We start from the raw sequence: 15,879 nt of genomic DNA, 5'->3' as shown, positions 1-15,879 counted from the left end.
AAACTCAAAACTACAATTTTTCACGAGCTTCGCAGACAGTTGTAGAGGTCGGCTGCCTGCACATTACATTCTGGCGTTAGAGGCCCTATCTTTTCGGAATTGCAGCGGAGTCATTCCTGTAATCATTTTGAATTGATGGACAAAATGGGAAGGGATAGGCCAACCTACTGATAAACCAATTTCAGATATCGAAAGCTGAGTAGTGGATAGTAACATGCAGGCTTCTTTAATCCGGCGAGCCAGGATGTAATTGGTAATCGTACTGCCGGTATCTCGTTTGAATAAATGTGAAATATGATATTTAGATAAATGTAATTCTTCAGCAATTGCTTCAAGTTTGAACGGTTCTGAGAAATGTTGTTCGACCCATTGAAGAATGTCCTCAGTATGTGTAGTCGTTCTCAAGGAATAAGAATTAAGTGATTCTGATTGGTTCAGCCCATCATAAAGAAACACCATTAGCTGCTGTAACAGTAAGGCTTGATATTCAAGCTTAAGATTACCGACCGATTCGGTAATCTTTTCTTTGTAGTAGCTAATGAGCGGCTCGATCGGCAATTGCTCAGAAAATGAAGGAAACACTTGTTTAGTTAATGAACCTTTCCAAATATATTGAAAAAAGCGGTCTATCTCATAAAACGATTGAAAGTAGCGATTAAATACTTCCGGATCGAAATGAATAGTGGAGCGTATATATGGGGTTTCCTTACTCAATTGTGCTTTGACATGATGCAATTGAAAAGGCTGGAATATGAATAAAGCGCCTTGTTCGATTTTATATACCTGTTGCTCTAATACAACAGTACCATCTCCTTGGTGAACATAAAGAAATTCCAAGCCTGGGTGGTAGTGAAAAAAACCTGTATAAGTATGGTCAGCCTGGACTTTAAAGTTCCCATGGAAGGGTCTGTCTAAAAAATTCATGACATGATGACCGTTCATTATAATGTCCCCTTCAGAATCGCAATATATCTATATATTATCACAATCAGCCTTAACAGATTTTTCATTTCCTTTGATAGTATTAAATGAAACCGATGCAAGGGAGTGTAAAATAATGTGGCAAAAAGCACTTGAAAACGCTATAGCCAAGACGAGAAGGAACATAGAACGATTTGGAGATCAGTTTCCTCATGTGAGTAAAGAGGATAAGTATCTTTTAAATCCCAACACAGATTGGACGAATGGCTTCTGGTCCGGTATTTTATGGCTGTGTTATGAGTATAGCGGTGATGAGATATTCAGAAATGCAGCAAGAAAAACAGTGGATAGCTTCAGAAATAGACTAGATCACCATATTAATCTTGATCATCATGACATTGGGTTTCTCTACTCCTTATCCTCAAAAGCACAATGGATGATTGAGAGGGATCCAAAGGCTAAAGAGCTTACCCTCGCAGCTGCTGATGTGTTTATGAAGCGCTGGAGACCAGAGATGGAAATTCTTCAAGCATGGGGTCCCGAAGGTAATGAGCAAAATGGAGGACGTATTATTATTGATTGTTTACTGAATCTTCCTTTGCTTTACTGGGCCTATGAGGTAACAGGTAACCAGCAGTATTTGGAAGCAGCAATATCGCAAGCGGATAAAACTAGACGTTTTATTGTAAGAGGCGATGACTCGTCTTATCATACATTTTATTTTAATCAAACGACAGGAGAGGCAATTCGAGGAGGAACACATCAAGGCTACGAGGATGGTTCTACTTGGACACGCGGTCAGGCTTGGGGAATTTACGGTTTTGTTCTATCCTATTACTATACCAAGAACCCATTGTACTTAGAAACCTCTGTTAGAATGGCTAAATACTTTATTGAAAGACTGCCAAAGGATCACGTGGTGTATTGGGACTTTGATGCGCCAGTCACACCGGACACAAAGCGAGACAGTTCAGCATCTGCAATTACCGTATGTGGACTGCACGAATTACTAAAATACCTGCCTGAGAATCACCCGGAAAAAGCATTTCTACAAGAAGGTATGGAAAAATCCATGCATGGCTTAGTTAAAAGCTATTCCACAATAAGTGAACCAGACGCACAAGGCTTAATAAAACGCGGTTCTTACAGCGTCAGGTCAGGGAATTCACCAGACGATTTCGTGATTTGGGGGGACTATTATTACCTCGAAGCCTTAATGCGCCTTGATAATGGGCATAAGGGGTATTGGTATGACCGACCACAAGGGATGAGTGAGTAAACGCGAAAAAACATTCATTTATAGTTGGAGGAATTCACTTGATTAAACCCAATGTTGTTATAATAATGGCTGACCAGCTTCGTTATGATTTACTCGGAGAACACACACCAAACATCAATCAAATAGCTTCGGAAAGTGTTGTTTTTAACAGAGCCTATTGTGCTTCACCTATTTGTGTCCCGGCCCGGGGTGCGTTTTTTACAGGGAAGTATCCAAACGAAACAGGCTGTTTAATCAACGGGTGGGAGCCGCTTGAAAGGCAACATGGTCAAGTTCAGGAAGGCATAGAAAATTTATATACATTAATGGAAGAGGTCTGGGACAGCTGGCATACAGGTAAGCAGCATCTTCATACGAAGGACCAATTTGACCTCAAACCCGAATCTCAAACCAAATGGGAGTCTCTAGAGCGACGTTATGATCAATACCTAAAAGAGCATGGCAAGAGAAAACCTGGTGGAAAAAAGTTTACGGCCCTTATCCCAGAGATGGTGGGAGGAACAACAACCAAATTAAGACGATACTCTATACCCACGGTAGGCTGTTATGAAGAAGGTTTTGATTATTTCTATGATGGTTTTATTACAAAGTGCAGTTTGGAAGCGTTACAAAATAGAGATCGCACAAGGCCTTTTTTGTTAAACGCTATGTTTTTGGCTCCACATCCACCACTAGAGATCCCGGACCCATGGTACTCCAAATTTCAAAATGTAGAGCTTCCATATAACGTGGGGCGCTGGTCTGCGAACCAATCCCCTCTGCAGATGTACAATTTAACCGGGGTGCTAGGTTCTCGCTATACAAGAGAAGACTGGAGTGAAATCTGGCCCGTTTACACAGGTCTGGTTTCACTATTAGATGATTGTGTGGGGACGATTATTGCAGAATTAAAAAGACAAAATTTATACGATAACACTTTAATTTTATTTACTAGCGATCATGGAGAAATGTTGGGCTCCCATGGATTATGGCAAAAAATGTGCATGTATGAGGAATCCGTTCGCACTCCGTTGTTCATAAAATTCCCTACATCCTATCAGCCTGGAATTAAATCCTCGGATGCGCTGGTTAGCTCGGTTGACGTTCTGCCAACACTATGTGAGTTTCTAGGTTTGAATACCCCTGACGACTTGTCAGGACATTCATTAATGTCCATTATTGAAGGTCATCAGGCAGACATTAGAGAAGAAGTAGTTATTCAATATGACGGAAACGGTTCTCGAGGGAATTATCAAAGATGTATAGTAACCAAAGAATTCAAATTGATCGTTGATCTCTTCAAAGATGAGCTGTTTATAGAGCTGTATGCAGCAGAGGACGAACAAGAGCAGTGTAACTTGGCATTTAATCCTCAATATAGAGTTATTCTTGAACAAATGCTAGAGACTCTTCGCAAACATATGGCAGAAACGAAGGATCTACTCCGTATTCCAGAGAATGCATTCGAATGCTTTCATGCTAAATATATAATGTTTCAGAATTCGGCTATAACAGAGATCTAAGTATACGTGCTTAAGGTAACCCAAGTTGGCGTAAAATAAGTTGTGTACCAGAATTTGTGGTCTAGCCGAACACAAAAAAAGCAGGGTATTCTCGGGGTTGCGATGCCACCAGAGAAAGGACCCTATCGATGACTAATATAACCGAAAACACGATGAATAATCTATTTGAAAATCTTGTCATGCAATTTGTACAGGATAACCTCGAGCGCATAATGCGCGCTGAAATTACAGCCTTTATGGAATCGGACGAGTCCTGCAGACACAATAGCCGCAATGGCTACTACAAGCGCTCCCTTCACACGAAATACGGCAACATCGAGGACCTGTCGGTTCCGCGAGATCGTAACGGCGAGTTCCAGACGCAAGTGTTCGAACCGTATCACGTCGTGACGGTTGGTTGGAGGAAGCCGTCATCCAAATGTACAAAAGCGGCATGGGCACCCGTGACGTCGTTCGCTTCATCGAGAGCATGTTCAGCAGCCACTATTCTCCGACGACGGTAAGCAATATTACGGCAACTGTGCTTGAAGACATTCAGATCTGGCAGTCATGGGAGAGCCAACTGTCGACGCTGTTGACGTTCTACAAGTACCCCGCAGTACTGAAGAAGGCCATCTATACGTCGAACCCCATCGAGCGTATGAACAAGGAGTTTCGTAAGCGGCTCAAGCCAATGAACAGTTTAACGAATATGGATGCGGCCGAGAAAGTCGTCTACTTACAATGCATTGAGTACAACGATACGTATGCAGAACGCGTCACACCTGGATTCGGGATGACAGAGGTCAAAAAGAAGCTTGCTGAGATGTTAGATGAACGCTATCCGCTACCTTTGAGTAACCAGTAACGACCGCACAAACGTTGGGCTTTGTCCCCCACGAACAACATGGTCTCAACATTCAGACATCACTCATTTCCATCGTCCCGATGGATATCCTTACCGCCTTACATAAACTTATTGAGGCTACCTAACCTAATAACACATATGTATTTCCAAAGGTAAATTTATTGCTCCAACACAAAAACGCAGGGCTGCATAAGCTCCCTGCGTCTTTGTATTCTGCACTCCCATCTTTCCATCTTTCCTGTAACACGTCCACGTTGACCGCTAATTATCCTCCACCCACATTGAAGTTTCAAACGCAAGCTGCTCGCCTGGTCCAATGCCCCGGGCTCCTGTCATGTCCGTAGGATAGGGAAGGTTAAACGCATCGGTAAGGCAGGAGTAAGGCTCCAGGCAGATCGACTCCGACCAGTTGGGACGGAAGATCAGCAGATACGGAAAGGTCTCTCCGAACTGGTAAGCGATGGTGTACCCCTGCTCTTTAAGCTGAAGGCGGCATACCCGCTCTGGAAGCTGCTGAAGCTCCAGCATTGCGGAGCCGAGCGGGGCAATCTCATGCAGCGGCATCCCCTGACGCAGCTGCGCTGCAAGTGCTGTATCCTCTGGAGGTCCGGTCACAAAGGTAAAGCGGGTGATCGGCCACTCTCTCGCTGCCGGAGCTTGCAGCACCCCATCTCCTTGCTCCAGCCTTGGAGTATAGAAGTAAGGGTGAAGCCCGAAGGCAAATGGAGCCTCATCCTTTCCCTCATTATGAATCGTACCGCCCATGTGCAGCTGCCCCTCCCGCAGTGAGAAGGTCATCCTGAAGCTTAACGGATGTGGGAAATAGGTCAGCATATCCTCATGATCGGCATATCGAAAGGAAAGCACAATATAGGCTCCTTTATCATCAGAGCTCCCCCGCTCCACGACCTTCCACTCCCGGCGCGACAGTTCACCATGGAGATGTCGGTCGGGCTCCTCATTAATCGGCAGCTGATAAGTTCGGCCCTTGAATGTGAATCTGCCGTCCTGTACACGATTAGGTGGAAAAAGAATCGGAGTTCCGTACATGGTCTGACCCTCTTTTAGCTGCGCTACGGAGTCCGGTGCCGCCAGGATCTCGCGCCTGTTAAGGTTTAACGAAATCAAATTTCCGCCGAGCTCCGGAACAATCCGGGCCCGGTCTCCTAGCTGAGAGTCCCGAAGCTCCACGACAGAGCAGCCATCCTGCTCAGCAAATACAATCTCATAACGATCCACACCACATCTTCCTCTCCAAGGGCTGAACCGTAAGGAACAGCATCTGCTGTCCTTCACCCTTCCCCAGCCACTGCTAAATTCGTCTATTGTAGTATAGTAGCTGGAAAAAGGACTGACAAGATGTTCCACATGTCTTTAAATCTATAAAGACCCGCCAAATCTGGTCGCATACGCCTTAGCGTGTACGCTCTTGGCAGCGTTCACCATCGCTGCATACGGCACGTCAGCGACGTCCACAAAGCCAAGGTTGTAATTCTCGCCGTCCCAATGGCGGCCCAGCAATGGCTCATCCACATACTGGAACCAGTGTGTTCCAACAAAATATGGATTCTTCAGCGCTGCATTGACGTAATTGGTAAACTTCTCGGCCCGGTTCTGCTGGCTGGATGCGGCCGATTCCGAATTCGGGCCGGTTCCGAACATGCCGCGGTCATTGGCTCCGAATGCAAATTCACCGACGATGGCCGGCTTGTTCAAACTGCTGATGTCCATCCAGCTATGGCCGTTAACCGATTCTTTATACACGTTGTAGCTCACGACATCGACATACTCCGCTGCTGCTTCCTGAACCTCCTTACTGATGCCCCACTCGGCAAATCTCGCTCCCAGGTACAGCTTGTTCGGCAGCTTCTGGGTTAATTCAGCATCGACAATCGAGAAGTATTTCCGGGCAAGCAGCTTCAGCATTGCGGAATAATCCGGTACCATCCCATTTGAAATCTGGGCCGGCTTGAACGGTGCATTCATTGCCGTGAAGGAGGCAAAGGAGGTTCCCCATTTCGTATTCAAAGCACCGATATTATTGTTGTATTTTGTTTGCAAATGTGCAATCATAGCGCGTTTGGCATGGCTTTTGGCATCAGACGCATTCATGGCGAGAATGTTGCTGATCAGCAAATATTTACTGTCTGTTGTCGCCGGGCTGCCCCAAGGAATTTCATTGTCGATATACACGCCGATGACCCAAGGGTCCTGAGCCACGCCATAGGCGAGAATCTGGTTCTGAACCATATTTTTGACGCTGGTCGTAAACTGCGGGTCGTACGGGTCCGCAACCGTTCCCCATTCGCCGCTCGGAATCGTGGCATGTGTGCCCACATTGGTCCAGCCATTAGCGACATACGCCATTTTATGCTGCGAGCCCTTGCCAAAATACAGTGACGGCTCCGACCAGTTCCCCAGAGAATTGAAGCCCCAGTTCTTAAAGCGGGCTACAGAGACATTCTTCCACTGGTTCACATAATCATTCCCATACTTGCGCTCCAGGTTGGCAGAGTAATGGTTAAAGAGCCAGCCCTCGGTTTGTCCCAAAGGCGGACTGCCCACGGAGGTCGTATAGCGGAAATGCTTCCCGAGTGAGCTGTTCTTCGCCGGAAGATCTTTGAACATGCTGTCTCTTCCAGAGATCCAGGTGTGCATATCATCGAGACGGACTACATCAAGGCCTGTAGAGAAGAATAAATAGCCTTCCGGATCCACAAGCGTCCACTTCCCGGCATGCTGTGTCACTCTGAAATGGCCGGTAGCCTGCAGCTTGGGACCCTTCTTCCAGCCACCGTACTGACTGAGAACGGCAGGCGGAGCTCCGTTGAGAGCTGCTGCCTCTTGTGCCTTGTCATCCAGAAGGTCCTGATCCTTGGTCACTTTGTCGCCCCAGTTCATGGCTGCATACTGTCCGTACTTATCTGCGATGCCGTTCAAATAGCTGGGGTCGGTATTGGGATCCTTAATGACCTTCAAATTGTCCAGCACGAGCGCCGAGCTGGCAGAAGGGTATAATTGAAAGAATTGCATGGAAACGATATTGCTGCTGTTTATCGTCTTATCGCCCCAGGCGTATCCCATTTGGGCGCCCGCCGGATTCGGTGGAAGGAACCGCATCCCCAGATCCAGCACGTTCGGGCTAAGGCTCAGGAAATAATTTTTAGTACTCTTGGCCTTCGCCACCGCTTGCGTGACGATCGAGTCCTTCACGCCATCCGCCTGTGCACTGTCGTCCACACGTAAATAGAATGTAATATCCTTATCTGTTGGATTCGTCAGCTCAAACGCAATGGCATTGCCGGAGCCTACACTCCACGGCGTAGACGGGGAGAACTGAACCGACGGGAAATCCCCTGCCGCATAATTAATCCGCAGCGCCTTGGAGCCCGTCGTATTCGTGACCACCTGGAGTGTGGCATTACTGCCGGTCACGTACGCAGGGACCACGCCATTATCGAAATTCAGGGTGGGGAACGGGACCGCTGCTTCCACAGTACCGGGACTGCTCAGTAAAGACCCTGTCAGAATCAGAGCCATCACGCCTACAAGCATTTTTTTCATTAACCTTGCCTCCTCATATGGTTTTTATTGCCTGAATAACAACGAGTGATCGGTCTCCTCCCTTCCATGGACTGTGTCCAGGAATATAATTCCTGCTTCATCAGATTACTTAATCCTCACCTCAGAAGAATATGAAAATCTTAATATAATTCTATAAAAATGCATATATGTTAATTAATGTTTATGAGTAAAAAGACTTTTCTCAGAGGTAGAGAAAAGTCTTTTTACGATTACAGGTCTTTTTAAATCAAGCCCGCCTTCTTCAGCATCCGTTCCAGCATGGCGGCGGTTTCGGCACGGGTCACATAGGCCTTCGGTGCCAGCTTGCTGCCATCGCGTCCAAGGAGCAGGCCGGACTTGATGCCTGCAGCCAGGCTGCTCTTGGCATACGAAGACGCTGTGCCTGCGTCCGTAAAGCTGCGAAGCAGCGCTTCGGCTTCCAAAGCCTCCACTTCTGCCTCCATACCCGCTACATGCATGCCTCGCTGTAGAATGGTCATAGCCTGTTCCCGCGTGATGCTGTCCAGCGGCTTGAACTGGCCATGATCATAGCCGGCAATCAACTGGAGCTGTGCTGCTGAATTAATATAAGGGCTGTACCAGCTGCCTGCCTCCACATCAGAGAATACAGTGCCTCCCTCGAGGGTATGCAGTCCCAGCGCTTTGACAACCATGGCTGCAAATTCAGCCCGCGTTACACTTCGGTTGGGCTCAAAATCGCCTGTTCCTCCGCCTTCCACAATGAGTCGCGAGCCCATGTTCTGAATCGTTGCTTCGGCCCAGTGATTCTGCACATCTGTGAAGCCGGCAGCATGAGAGAGCAGCGTATAGATGCTGTTAGACATGCTGTTCATCACGGCATAATCCCGGCCGTTAATCGTGCCGAAGGCCGTTGGCACATGCGTGAACGCTCCATGATCCATGTACCTTACCCCAGTGGAAACATCATCTCGGGCAATACCGTCTGGCAGAGCAATCGCTCTTTCCACGAACCCGTTCAACGCGTTCACGGCTGTCGTCTTCTCGTTATAGCTAAGGCTGATCTCAAAATGAAAGGCCGGTGCTGCCAAAGTGTAGCCTTTTGCCGAAGCCGACCGCTTCACTGGCGCCATGTCAGCTTCCTCCAACTGACTCATCCGGATTTCAATTCCGATCTCTTTTAAAGGAAGCTTCTCATTCGCTGCGGCTGCTTCCCGCTCGGTCTGAAGAAGCTGCACGGGCAGCATGTAAGCGAATTGCTCCGACACCAGCTCGATCGTCACCTCTTTATTCCCCAACTCTTCCAGTACCTCGCCGCTGAACACACCGGCAACTTCTTGAGAGCTTCCGCTGACCGGAATACGGAGTGTCGAGCCGTTCGCAGCCTGCGACAGACTTTCCTTCAACGAGGAAGCATTCAAGGTTACTGTCGTAACGGATCTGCTGTCCTTGTTCTCCACAACCTGGCTGGCCAGACTACGGGACGGCTTGCCGTTGATCAGAATCGTAATCTCCGATTCCTTGACGGTGCTGCCGGAGCCCGGAGGGACAACAGGCGGAGCAGGAACGGCAGGTGGTGCAGGCGTTACTGGCGGCACTCCTGGCGTGACCGGTGGTTGTTCCGGCGTTACTGGCGGCACTCCTGGATCAATCGGCGGCTCTTCCGGATCTACCGGCGGTTCTCCAGGCTCAGGCTCTGGCGCTGTCTCCGCATCTCCGATCACCACATGATCAAAGACCAGGGATGCCCGATCAATCGGAGCCGCCGTTGGACCGAAAACATACCATTGAATGGACTTCAGGTTTTCAGTGTCAATATCCGCCGTTCTCGGGAAATTGCCATCTGCTAACCAGGTTCCTGATGCTTTTTGGAAATCGGAAATCTGAATTTTCCGTGATGCTCCTGCCGCCAGAGCATAATAATAGATTCCCTTGTGACCTGATTGGTCTGTAATCTCGACGCGCAGCTGTGCAGCCTGATTGTTCAGATTGGCCACATCGAAGGTGAATGGCTTGCCACCCAGGCTCCACCCTTCCTCCGGCGCAGTAAACGTCAGACGGCCGGAATATTTACCGGTAGAATCCCATGCATAAGAAGTGAGCTTGTCAAAATCAACCTTCAGCGCTTGGGAACCCTCCGTTGCGTTTTGCGACACGACGGTGGCCGTTACAGAATCTGCATCGTATGTGTAGGCTGCAGGTTCGCCGTCTTCAAAAGAAAACCGTGCTCCGCGGCTTCCGGTCGGCTCTGATTTAACGGTGGCGTACTGCTCAAAAATCGCCATAGCCTTATTCAGGTTCATCACCGCAGATTCTACCTCTTCCGCCGTTGCCAGGGCATCCTCTGCTACAATCTCAGCCTTGGTTACTTCGATCGAAAGTGTATCGTGAATATGCTGCTTAATCCAGACTGCTCCCGGCTGCACTTCATTACCGGTAGCGGAGATTACGGTTTCAGACAGCGTCGATTTCGCTTCGGCGATCGGCTGGCGAAGTGCCTCCGTGTCCACACCCGCAGGAGCAGCTTGCTCATCATACTGAATGAGCTGGACACTCGTCACATAGCCGCCGCGATCCGGCACCCTAATCTCAATTGTGTTCTGGGCCAGCACCTTTGAAGGCTCCAGCTCAAACTCCGCATACGTCAACAGGTTTCCAGGCTTATTCGTATAGTTTAGATCCTTAATGAAGGTTTGCTCTTCGGGCTCACCCGGATTGACCACAACCGTCATATCCCCGGCGAAGCCGCTGCCTGTTTTGCCAAAACCGATCCGCAGTGTGGATTTGGCAAGCTGTGCTGCATCTTGCTGGATCGTCACCACAGCAGGCGCTTGATCACTCAGCGGAATCAGTTCCTCGGAGGCATAAGCAAATTCCCGGTTCCACGTTCCGGTAAAGTCAGGATTGGAGTCCAGCGTAATTTCAAAAATACTCATTTCCTGGACGCGCATATACACGTCCTCCAGGTCTGTAACCGTGTCCTCCTCATAGGTCAGTTCTCCTTTTTCGAGGAAGAAATGCTTTCTTGTTACGCTATCAATGTTGGCATTCCCTGCCAGCACATCCAGGTCAAGATGGACCCGCTGGGCATTCAGATTATGCACGGCGACATACACCTTGTCGTTATACCGCACCGCATTCGTGTGGACGCGTTCATGATCGGACTGCGAAGGCAGATAGGCGCCCCGGTAGTCCTTCCACATATCCAGATACGCTTCCATCGGCGTCATCTCTTCCATCAAGCCATTCTTGTTCTCGTTATATTTGTAGAACGTGCCGGTAGAGTCCGGTTTCCAGTTAATGATCGGATACAGATAAGGCACCAGCATGCCGATCGAATCGGAATAGTTCATGAAGCGAAGCATGTAACCATTGAAAGCAACCAGCTTTTGAAAATAGTCTGCATCGCTTCCAGCGGTGTTGTACGTGCCTTCCTCGGTAATGTAAATCGGCTTCACGTTATCGGTGTTCACCATATGCGCGTTCAACAGATCCAGTACCGCTTCCAGCCGTCCGCTCAGGAAGCCGTCCGAGTTGTTTTCCCGGTCATGAATGAACAGGTTGGCATTCTCGTAGAAATGGTGGGAGTACCAATCCAGTGAATCCCTGGTTTCATCCATAAACTTCAACTGAGCGCGAGCCTCATCGAAGTCATTTTTCTCCAGGTACATAAAGGCACTGCTCGGTCCGCCTACGAGAACATCAGGATTCTCTGCTTTAACCGCTGCTGCTACCTTGTTGTGGAACTCAGACAAATAGCCCCATGCCTTGTCCGGCTCGGATTGAAGGAACCACCACTCCTGCGGAATTGTGGATTCATTCTTCACTTCAACATATTTCGGCCCCAGGCCATCCAATCGAGTATCAATGCTCTTGATCAGCTGGGCCGAAGCCTCAGCAGCAGCATCAAAATGCTCGTATCCCGGGGTACCAAAATGCTCGGATTGTCCGGATTCCGGATTTTCCCACATCCATTTTGGCCATCCATCCATCGTAAGTACGTAATCTTTTCCGATCGAAGGATAAAGACTTTCGAATTTATTAATGGCCGGCTGGCTTCTGGTATAGATCTTATTGACCTCTGTAAAATCTGCATAGCCTGGACGCCCCGGATCTTCCTTCAGCCCGGCCCAGTCCGTCAGCAGCTTATAATGGAAAGCCCCGCGTCCCGGGATAAAGCCCCAATCCTTGGTGGTCTTGTGATAGGCTTCATCCAGTACCGTGAATTCTCCGCCCGCCTGCTCGATGCCGATCGGACCGCTGTTAATGTGATAACGCTTGAACACGTCCTCCGGCAGCTTGTTCACACCGTTCATGCTCAAATTTGTAAGCGCATCCACTTCGACGGAAACGTCGAGAATGTCCTTATCTTCACCAAGGACGGTCCACGCGGAAATGTCAAACTCCAAGGGAACCCCTTCTTCTTCCCAGTGATACACACTGCGAAGCGTACCATTGCCTTTAATCTTCATCTTATAGCCTTCATACACATTCTCACCGTTGTCCTTGATCAGCCAAGGATGGGTGATCGCTTCGGAAGGGTTCGATTCCTGAAAGCCCATTTTGGTATAGTTGGTATACAGTCCCGTGAGCTTGTCTTTCCAGCCTCCGTTCTTGAATACTGTCCACTCGGTTTCTACACCATTCGGATCGATTATATACAGCTCCATCGTCTGAGCTGCCGAGCCTTCGAACCGGACGTCACTGAACAGGCGCCATATTCTGGCATCCTGGTCTGGAATGTCGATGACCTCTTCTCCATTAATTTCTAAATATTGACCCTCCGGATATTGCAGGAAATTCATCCGCTGAATCCGGCTTTCGCCATTAATGCTGTTAAAATACGCTACTGCATCCTCCCCGAACTTAGCCTTATAGAACTCCGCGACTTCCGGAATCGTATCAAAGTCTGCTTTGTCTGTACGAATATTCTCCGGCAGCTCATCCATATTCGGCGCGGCATAGCCTGCCGGGGCAGTTGAAGCAAAGAATGAAGTAATGAGCAGTGCCGAGCAGAGCAGCCCTGAAAGGATTCCCTTCCATTTTTTTCTGTTCAAAATCAGTGGCTCCCTTCTATTAGAAGAACTCCCGGAAACAGCGCAGCTTGCTCTGTTCCCGGGGTAACTTGATTATTGTGCGCTCATAAAGCGGTCGTACGCCGTTTGGTAAATGGCAACCAGCTCATCCACCTTCATTTTTTTCAGGTTGGCCATATAGCTGTCCCATTCCTTCTCTACACCGCCTTCAAGCAGCCATTTTGCACTGGTCTGGCTAATATAGCTGTTCAGATCGGTATCCAGCGTCTTAATCTTCTGGGATTCCTCCGCCGTGAACATCACACCCGGGAACGTTTCCGAGGTCATGTAAGGAAGATAATGTTCTTTGATGCCGTCAATCTTAATTTTATCTTTCTCTGCCAAAGCCAGACGGGTGCCATACGTTTCTTCAAGGATGGCATAAGGCGCTTCAACCGGTGCCGTCTTGAAGACGTATTGATCAGTTGTCATTCCGGCCGGCGCTTCCTTCAGTGTCAATTGGCCGTCTTTATCCTCCAGCGTCACGCCGATCGGCCCCCAGCCTGCTTCAATAGACGTATCTGTAGCGTAAGCGAGGTCCATCCACTGCATAGTCAATTCCGGATGCTCGTTCACCGCCGTCATCGAGAAGGCAAATGGATTGACACCCTGGTTATTGCCCAGTGACTTTCTCCATACCTGGTCGCCGTTCGGACCCTTTAAGGCCGGTACTACGACATATTTAGGATCATTTTCCGCACCTACGATGGAGAAGGCGTTCCAAGAGAAGAAGCCGCCCAGACGCTGCTCGGTACCACTGCCCTTGCCCACGAGCTGATTGCGGTCCTGAGCCAGACTTTCCTTGTCAAACAGACCGTCCTTGAAATACGTATGGAAGTAAGCGATGCCTTCTTTGTATTCCTCTTCCATCGCCGAGAAAACGACTTTACCATCTTCGACAAACATATGGTTCGCAGAATCCGCGCGTCCAAAGGCGCCGAACAGGGAACCGATTCCATTCACATTATAGTTGGCAAAATCCCATAGGAAAGAGAACGGAACTTCATCGTTCTTTCCATTGCCGTTCGGATCCTGTGTCTTGAATGCTTCCAGCACCGTCTTCAGCTCATCCGTAGTCTTCGGCACTTCCAATCCGAGCTGATCCAGCCATTCCTTGTTCAGATACATCATGTCCGGGGAGAGCCACAGCATCAGCTCCCGGATGCTTGGAAGCGAATAAATGTGGCCATCCGGTGCCGTCATAATGCTCTTGAATTCCGGATTCGCTTCAATCAGGGCCGTCAGGTTCGGCATGGTTTCCTTGTTGATATACTCCTCCAGCGGTACCAGCATGCCTTGGCCGCCGTAATTGATCACATCATTGCCAGACAAGGCCAGTGTGCCATAGAACGCATCCGGCAAATCTCCGCTGGCCAGAATAAGATTCCGCTGCTCCTCGCATTGCGCAAACTCCAGATCTGTCCATTCAATCTGGACATTCGTCTTCTCTTCATATTGCTTGAAGAAATCCATTTCCTCGAACGGCCCGTTATTCGGGTGCTTACAGGTTGCCATCTTCAGCGTGACTTTCTCGCTAAGTGGAAATACGCCCTCATTGTCTCCATTCGGTGCCTCCGGGTCTTTAGAAGTGTCTGTGTTGCTGGTGCTCTCGGATGTCTTCGAATCGGATCCGCTGCCGTCGCCCGAGCAGCCGGCTAACAGGGAAAGACTCATCACCATGACCATAAACAAAATGAACCATTGTCTCCAATTTCTCAAATTCATGACCTCCTAAAATGGTGTTCGTATGCGCTTACAGAGAGGAGTCGTTGACGCCGGGCACTCACCTCCTAACCAGCTTTAGAAGCGACATGTCATCAGCCTTTAATGCTGCCGATCATGACTCCCTTAACGAAATAATTTTGCAGGAACGGATACAGAATCAGCAGCGGCAGTGCCGCAATGATGATCATGCCGTATTTAATCAGCTCTGCTGCTCTCAGCTGATCGCCCATGGAGGATAAATCTGTCATCATGTCATTCTGGATCTGGTTCTCGATCAGAATGGAGCGAAGCACGAGCTGCAACGGATACAATTCCTGGTCTCGCAAGTAGATTAAGGCATTAAAGTAGGAGTTCCAGTGGGCTACGCCATAGAACAAAATCATGATCGCGATCAATGCCTGAGACAGTGGAAGCACCATCCGCCAGAAGAACATGGCATCCGAGCAGCCATCCATTTTGGCCGCCTCCAGAAGCTCATCCGGAATGGTGGATTGAAAGAACGTCCGTGCGATAATCAGATTCCATGCGCCTACAGCGTTAGGAATAACCATCGCCCATACAGAATCCAGCATGCCAAGTTCCTTCACGGTCAGATAGGTTGGAATGAGCCCCCCGCTGAAGAACATGGTGAATGTAATGATCAGCATGATCGTGTTGCGGCCTGGCATATCCTTGCGGGACAGTGCGTATGCTGCGGGCAGCGTCAGGCCAAGGTTAATGACCGTCCCCAGAATGGCGTAGATAAATGAGTTCTTGTAGCCGATCCAGAGATTCTCGCTCTCCAGAATTTTCTTGTAGCCATCCAGGCTGAACTTTTCCGGCCAGAGCAGTGTTGTCTGAACCGCACCGGGATCCGTAACGGAAGCTATCACCACAAAGTACAGCGGATAAATAATGATGATAAGCCCGGTAAAAATGACAAGTAAATTGATTCGGTCGAACCAGATGTCCGCCTGACTGCGCTTGAACAATGTCATCCCTCCTTCG

The 15,879-nt window shown here is 48.8% G+C and carries 8 protein-coding genes and 1 pseudogene; 3 read left to right on the top strand and 6 right to left on the bottom strand.

The genetic code is table 11. The features are described 5' to 3' along the window. Positions 1-63 precede the first annotated feature (63 nt). Positions 64-942, bottom strand: coding sequence for an AraC family transcriptional regulator (locus ACH6EH_RS05575; RefSeq protein ID WP_138226488.1), 879 nt, complete (start codon positions 940-942; stop codon positions 64-66). 115 nt (positions 943-1,057) lie between these two features. Here ACH6EH_RS05575 and ACH6EH_RS05570 point away from each other — a divergent pair, with 115 nt between their 5' ends. The 3 genes and pseudogenes from ACH6EH_RS05570 (at position 1,058) to ACH6EH_RS05560 (ending at position 4,549) form a co-directional block, all read left to right on the top strand. After that, positions 1,058-2,200 carry a glycoside hydrolase family 88 protein gene (locus ACH6EH_RS05570; RefSeq protein WP_138226489.1) on the top strand — a complete coding sequence of 381 codons (1,143 nt, stop codon included), beginning with the start codon at positions 1,058-1,060 and terminating at the stop codon, positions 2,198-2,200. A 38-nt stretch (positions 2,201-2,238) separates the two neighbouring features. Continuing rightward, entirely contained in the window at positions 2,239-3,702 is a 1,464-nt protein-coding gene (locus ACH6EH_RS05565) for a sulfatase family protein (RefSeq protein WP_233281015.1), read from the top strand. Positions 3,703-3,830: 128 nt separating this feature from the next. Then, positions 3,831-4,549: pseudogene (locus ACH6EH_RS05560) on the top strand (transposase). 261 nt (positions 4,550-4,810) lie between these two features. Here ACH6EH_RS05560 and ACH6EH_RS05555 read toward each other — a convergent pair. The 5 genes from ACH6EH_RS05555 to ACH6EH_RS05535 form a co-directional block, all read right to left on the bottom strand. Beyond that, positions 4,811-5,788, bottom strand: a complete 978-nt coding sequence (locus tag ACH6EH_RS05555) for an aldose 1-epimerase (RefSeq protein WP_397331467.1) — start codon at positions 5,786-5,788, stop codon at positions 4,811-4,813. A gap of 141 nt (positions 5,789-5,929) precedes the next feature. Then, on the bottom strand, positions 5,930-8,113 hold the full coding sequence (locus tag ACH6EH_RS05550) for a hypothetical protein (protein ID WP_397331466.1): 2,184 nt from the start codon (positions 8,111-8,113) through the stop codon (positions 5,930-5,932). 242 nt (positions 8,114-8,355) lie between these two features. Beyond that, a complete protein-coding gene (locus ACH6EH_RS05545; RefSeq protein WP_397331465.1) occupies positions 8,356-13,149 on the bottom strand; it encodes an S-layer homology domain-containing protein in 4,794 nt (1,597 codons plus the stop codon). Positions 13,150-13,221: 72 nt separating this feature from the next. After that, a complete protein-coding gene (locus ACH6EH_RS05540) occupies positions 13,222-14,886 on the bottom strand; it encodes an extracellular solute-binding protein (protein WP_397331464.1) in 1,665 nt (554 codons plus the stop codon). Between the two features lie 98 nt (positions 14,887-14,984). Further along, positions 14,985-15,869: a carbohydrate ABC transporter permease gene (locus tag ACH6EH_RS05535; protein ID WP_138226494.1), complete on the bottom strand. Its 885-nt coding sequence runs from the start codon at positions 15,867-15,869 to the stop codon at positions 14,985-14,987. Between the last annotated feature and the right edge of the window lie 10 nt (positions 15,870-15,879).

It is taken from the genome of Paenibacillus sp. JSM ZJ436, assembly GCF_044383795.1.
GTDB lineage: Bacteria > Bacillota > Bacilli > Paenibacillales > Paenibacillaceae > Paenibacillus_AQ > Paenibacillus_AQ algicola.
Note: the sequence above shows the minus strand (reverse complement) of the source record. Positions and strands in the feature narration are given on the sequence as shown.